Here is a 5,456-nt window from a genome sequence, read left to right as displayed (position 1 = left end):
GGTGGTGGAGCGCGCCCGGGCACGGGCCAGGGAATTGCTCCAGAAACATGAGGTGGAACCACTGCCCGAACATGTCTGCCAGCAGTTGGATGAGATCATGCGGGAAGCCAGGCGCCGCCTGGTGGAGGAATAACATATGGAAGAGCAGTTGTCGGTCTTGCGGGCGTTGGAGGAAGCCATTGCACGGCGGGAGCCGGCGGTGCTGGCCACTGTGGTGGAGGTGCGGGGCGCCTCGCCGGCTCAGCCGGGCTTCAAACTGCTCCTGCGGGCGGATGGCACTCACATTGGGAACGTCGGCGGGGGCGCGCTGGAGCAAGAAGTCCTGCGCCAAGCCGGCGAGGTGCTCCGCCAGGGCCAGGCGCGGCTGGTGCATTACAGCCTGCGCGAGGAGGGGGAAGATGCCCTGGGGATGCTGTGTGGAGGGGACGTGACCGTCTTCCTGGAGCCCTTTCTGCCCCAACCCATCTTGCTGATCGTCGGCGGAGGGCATATCGGCCGGCCGCTGGCCGAGATGGCGCGCATCGTCGGTTATGAGGTCCAGGTGGTGGACGTGCGGCCGGAGCGAGGGGACCGCAGGCAGTTGGACCCCTCGGCCATCACGCCGGACACCTACGTGGTGCTCATTACGGAAAATCACGTGACGGATGAGGAGGCACTGCGGCAGGTACTGCGCACGCCGGCCGCCTATATCGGCATGATCGGCTCGCTCCGCAAGGTGCGCACCATCTTCGAACACCTGCGCGCCGAGGGGTTCCGCGAGGACGATCTGGCGCGGGTGCGGGCGCCCATCGGCCTGGATTTGGGCGGCCGACTGCCGGCGGAGATCGCGCTGGCCATCCTGGCGGAGATCGAATGTGTGCGGCACGGTGGGAGCGGCCGGCCGCGTTCGGAGCCGGCCGGATGAACTCCCTGATGCGGAAGGCGGGAGGAGGGGGCCAGGTTTGGAGCCCGTGCCTTTCTTATGCTATAATCCTCCGGGTATGGTGCCGGCAGTGGCATCTGTCCGGTGAACATCGGGTGATGAGGAGTCTGGGGTGATCAGTCCACTGAACGCGTTGATGGGGCTATTTTCGCTGGATATCGGCATAGACCTGGGCACGGCCAACACCCTGGTCAATGTGCGCGGCAAGGGCATCGTCATCAATGAGCCCTCGGTGGTGGCCATTGACAAGAAGACCAAGAAGCCGCTGGCCATTGGTCTGGAGGCCAAGGAGATGATCGGCCGCACCCCTGGCAACATTATCGCGGTGCGGCCTCTGCGCGACGGCGTGATTTCCGACTTCGACATGACGGAGCGCATGCTCCATTACTTCATCCATAAGGTGCACGAGCAGATGGTTCTGCGCATCCCGCGCCCGCGGGTGGTGGTGGGCATTCCCAGCGGGGTGACCGAGGTGGAGAAGCGCGCCGTGTACGATGCCACGCTGAGCGCCGGCGCGCGGGAAGCCTATCTCATCGAGGAACCGATGGCCGCGGCGATCGGCGCCGGCCTGCCGATCACCGAGTCCGTCGGCAGTATGATCGTGGACATCGGCGGCGGTACCACGGAAGTAGCCGTCATCTCCCTGGGCGGCATCGTCACCAGCCGCTCCATCCGCGTCGCCGGCGATGAGATGGACGAGGCCATCATCCAGTACGCGCGCCAGAAGTACAACCTCTACATCGGCGAGCGCATGGCGGAAAAGTGCAAGATCGCCATCGGCTCGGCATATCCTATGGAGCGCGAGCAGACCATGACCCTGCGCGGGCGCAATCTGATCACTGGTCTGCCCGAATCGGTGGAAGTGAGCAGTGTGGAGATCCGCGAGGCGCTCTCCGACTGCGTGCAGATGATCGTGGACACAGTGCGTGATGCGCTGGATGAGACGCCGCCAGAATTGGTGGCGGACCTGATGGAACAGGGGATTGCCCTGGCCGGCGGCGGCGCCCTCCTGCGCGGCATCGCCCAGCGCCTGTCCGAGGAGACGAAGATGCGCGTCTATGTGGCCGATGACCCGATGACCTGTGTGGCGCGCGGCGCCGGCAAAGTGTTGGAATCGCTGGACATACTGCGCAAAGTCCTGGTCAGCACCCAGCGCGGCAGTACAGCCCATTAAGCGGCGGTGCAGTGAACGCAAGGCGTATCCCGGGAGCAATACCCGTTGAAGCGATGGCGAGGCTACAGCCTCTGGATGGTTGTTCTGGGCGCTCTGCTGATCCTGGGCATCGTGCTGGACCGCATCGGCCTGCTGAACCCGGCCGAGGGAGGGGTCTTCCGGGTGTTTGAGCCGGTCCAGTCGGCCTTCGTGGGGATTGGGGAGGGCGTCTCGGACCTGGTGCAGACAGCGCGCGATCTGCGGGACCTGCGGCAGCGCAATCAACAGCTTGTCGAGCTGGTGAACCAGCTCGCGGTGGAGAACGTGCGTCTCAAAGAGGTGGAGGCGGAGAATGAGATTCTCCGCCGGCTGTTGGACTTCGCCCAATCCAGCCCGGGGCACACCTTCAAGGCCGCCGAAGTGCGCACCCGCGTGGTCGGCCGCCAGCCGGATAACATCTCCCAGTTTATCTTGATCGCGGCCGGCTCCAACGACGGCATTCAGGCCGGCATGCCCGTGGTCACTGAACGCGGCCTGGTCGGGCGGGTGGAGACGGTCTATCCCACGCTTTCCAAGGTTCGGCTCATTATTGATACCAGCAGTGCGGTCAGCGCGCTGGTCCAGCGCACTCGGGCCACCGGCGTGGTGAAGGGCCGGCCGGGCGGCGAGCTGGTGCTGGACTATCTCCCGCAGGGCCAGGACGTGGTGGCAGTCGGTGACGTGGTGCTGACCTCGGGGGCCGGCGGAGGGTTCCCCCGGCAGTTGGTCATCGGCCAGGTCATCGAGATTCGCCAGAAGGATTATGAGATGTTTCAGCAGGCGATACTGCGGCCCACGGTGGATTTTGACCGGCTGGAGGTGGTGTTGATCATCACCAATTTCGTGCCCCTGGGCCTGGAGGGGCTGGAGCCGGCGCCCGGCACGGCAGGGCCGTAGCACGATGGGGATGCCTCGATGAGTCCCTGGTATTATCTGCTGGTTCCTGCGCTGATACTGCTGGGCATCGCCCAGTCCACGCTGGTCCCCTTCCTGCGCATCGCCGGCCTGTATCCAGACCTCATCCTGGTCCTGGTGGCCATCTGGAGCCTTCTGCGCGGCTATCGCGAGGGCACGGTCTGGGCGTTGGTCTGCGGCCTGGTGATGGATATGTTGTCGGGCCTGCCCTTTGGGGCGCACACCCTGGCGCTCCTGGCGGTGAGCCTGCTGATGCAGGTGGTGCGCCGGCAGGTGTACCGGCTGACTTTTGGCGCGGTCCTGCTGTTGGTGGCGCTGACAACCCTCATCTACTACGGGGCCGTGATGCTCGCGGCCTGGGCCATGGCGGGGGAGTCGTTTGCGGGGGACCTGCTCGGACAGGTTATTCTGCCGGCGGCCCTGCTGAACGCCGCGGTCTCTGCCGTGGTGTTTTGGCCACTGCGCTGGTTCCATCAGATGACGGGCGAGCAGGAGATGGGCTGGTGAAAGACCCCCTGGCGAAGTTGAACGGCGTATCGGAAACGCCGGTCCATACGGTACTGCGCATCCGCATCCTGCAGATTGCGGCGGTACTGCTGTTTGGTGTACTGCTGGCCCAGGTGGGCAGGATGCAGATTTTCCAGCGCGACCATTACGCGCAGTTGGCCAACCGCATGCGCTTCCGCGAGATCGCCCTGCCGGCCCAGCGCGGTGTGATGTACGACCGCTACGGCGAACTGTTGGTGCGCAATGTGCCCAGCTTTGCCGTGACGGTGGTGCCGGCGGACCTGCCGGAAGACCCGGCTGTGCGGGCCAGGGTCATCCGCCGGCTGGTCGAACTGTTGAATATCCAGGATGACTCCTGGGTCGTTCCCCCGTACCGCCAGGGCGGCGCCGGCAGTCCCGCCAATTGGGAGGCACAGGCGCTGGCGGAAAGCCTGCGCCGGCGCGAGGAGCGCCGCGACCCCATCACCTACTTGACCGAACTGCTCGCGGAGGCCGAAGCCTTTGCCCCGTACCAACCGGTGGTCATCCGCAGTGGGGTGGACCGGGACATTGCCTTCACCATTGAGGAAGAGCGCCTGTATCTGCCGGGAGTGCAGGTGACGGTCCAGCCCCAACGCTCGTATCCGGCCGGCGAGCTGATGGCGCACCTGCTGGGGTACATGGGCCCCATCCCGCGCGAACTGCGCGAGACCTATATCTCCCAGGGCTATGCGCCCACCGACCAGGTGGGGCTGGCCGGCCTGGAGTATCAGTACGAGGCAGAACTGCGCGGGGTCAAAGGACGTAAGACCATCGAGGTGGACGTCGCCGGCCGGGAAGTCCGCACCATCGGGGAGATCACGCCGCCGACGCCGGGCAATAATCTGGTACTGAGCATTGACCTGGCGCTCCAACGCACCACGGAACAGCTCCTGGTGAAAGCCCTCCAGCAGGCCAAATCCCCGTCGGGTGTGGCGATCGCCATGAACCCCCAGAACGGGGAGGTGCTGGCGATGGTTTCTCTGCCGGGATATGACAATAACCTGTTTGCCGGCGGCATCAAGCCCGAAGATTACGAGCGGTTGAATGCTGATGAGCGCCGGCCGCTGGTGAACCATGCCATTATGGGCCAGTATCCGCCCGGCTCCACGTTCAAGATCGTGCCGGCCGCCGGCGGCCTGCAGGAAGGGGTCATCACCCCGCGGACGCTGATCCGCTGTGATGGCATCATGTACGTGCCGAACCAATACTTCCCGGATGATCCCACCAAGGCCCAGCCGTTTTACTGCTGGATTCACAAGTACGGACACGGTCACGGCGACATCGCGCTGGAGGAGGCCATCGTCCAGTCATGCGACATCTTCTTCTACCAGGTGGCCGGCGGCTTCCAGGACTTTGCCGGCCTGGGCCTGGAGCGGCTCGCCAGTTATGCCCATGCCTTCGGCTTCGGGGAACCCACCGGCATTGATTTGCCCGGCGAGGTGAAGGGGCTGGTCCCCACCGCCCAGTGGAAGCGCCTGAATTACAGTGAGAGCTGGGTCAAGGGTGACACTTATAATATGGCCATTGGGCAGGGCTTTGTGCTGGCGACCCCTTTGCAGGTGGTAAACGCCTTTGCGGCCATCGCCAACGGCGGCTCCCTGTATCAGCCGCATGTGGTGCGGCAGATCGTGGATGCGGAGGGCAAGGTGGTGCAGGAGGTCGGCCCACAGTTGATCCGCCGCCTGCCGGTGGAGGAGTCGTACATCCGGGAGATTCAGCGAGGGCTGGAGCAGGCGGTGGAGCGCGGCACCGGCCGGCAGGCGGCTCTGCAGGGAATTCGCGTGGCCGGCAAGACCGGCACAGCGGAATTCCCCGGCAAGCGCGATGCGAAAGGGAACCTGCCCACCCATGCCTGGTTCGCGGCCTACGCGCCGGCGGAGGATCCGGAGATCGTCGTGG

At 65.1% G+C, this 5,456-nt stretch carries 5 protein-coding genes; all 5 read left to right on the top strand.

What is annotated here, in order from left to right; all coding sequences use genetic code 11:
• Positions 1 to 136: 136 nt before the first annotated feature.
• Positions 137 to 904, top strand: coding sequence for an XdhC family protein (locus tag H5T60_11000; GenBank protein ID MBC7242958.1), 768 nt, complete (start codon positions 137 to 139; stop codon positions 902 to 904).
• Positions 905 to 1,058: 154 nt separating this feature from the next.
• The gene (locus H5T60_10995; GenBank protein ID MBC7242957.1) at positions 1,059 to 2,096 is read left to right on the top strand and encodes a rod shape-determining protein; all 1,038 of its coding nucleotides are present in this window, start codon (positions 1,059 to 1,061) and stop codon (positions 2,094 to 2,096) included.
• 45 nt (positions 2,097 to 2,141) lie between these two features.
• Positions 2,142 to 3,011, top strand: a complete 870-nt coding sequence (mreC, locus tag H5T60_10990) for a rod shape-determining protein MreC (GenBank protein MBC7242956.1) — start codon at positions 2,142 to 2,144, stop codon at positions 3,009 to 3,011.
• An 18-nt stretch (positions 3,012 to 3,029) separates the two neighbouring features.
• Positions 3,030 to 3,536 (top strand): rod shape-determining protein MreD, encoded by a 507-nt coding sequence (gene mreD, locus H5T60_10985; GenBank protein ID MBC7242955.1) that lies wholly within the window; start codon positions 3,030 to 3,032, stop codon positions 3,534 to 3,536.
• Positions 3,533 to 5,456 (top strand): penicillin-binding protein 2 (gene mrdA, locus H5T60_10980; GenBank protein ID MBC7242954.1); only part of this gene is annotated, 1,924 nt, incomplete at its 3' end. The genes mreD and mrdA, both read left to right, overlap by 4 nt.

Source organism: Anaerolineae bacterium (assembly GCA_014360855.1).
Lineage (GTDB): Bacteria > Chloroflexota > Anaerolineae > JACIWP01 > JACIWP01 > JACIWP01.
This window is presented reverse-complemented; position numbering and strand designations above follow the sequence as displayed.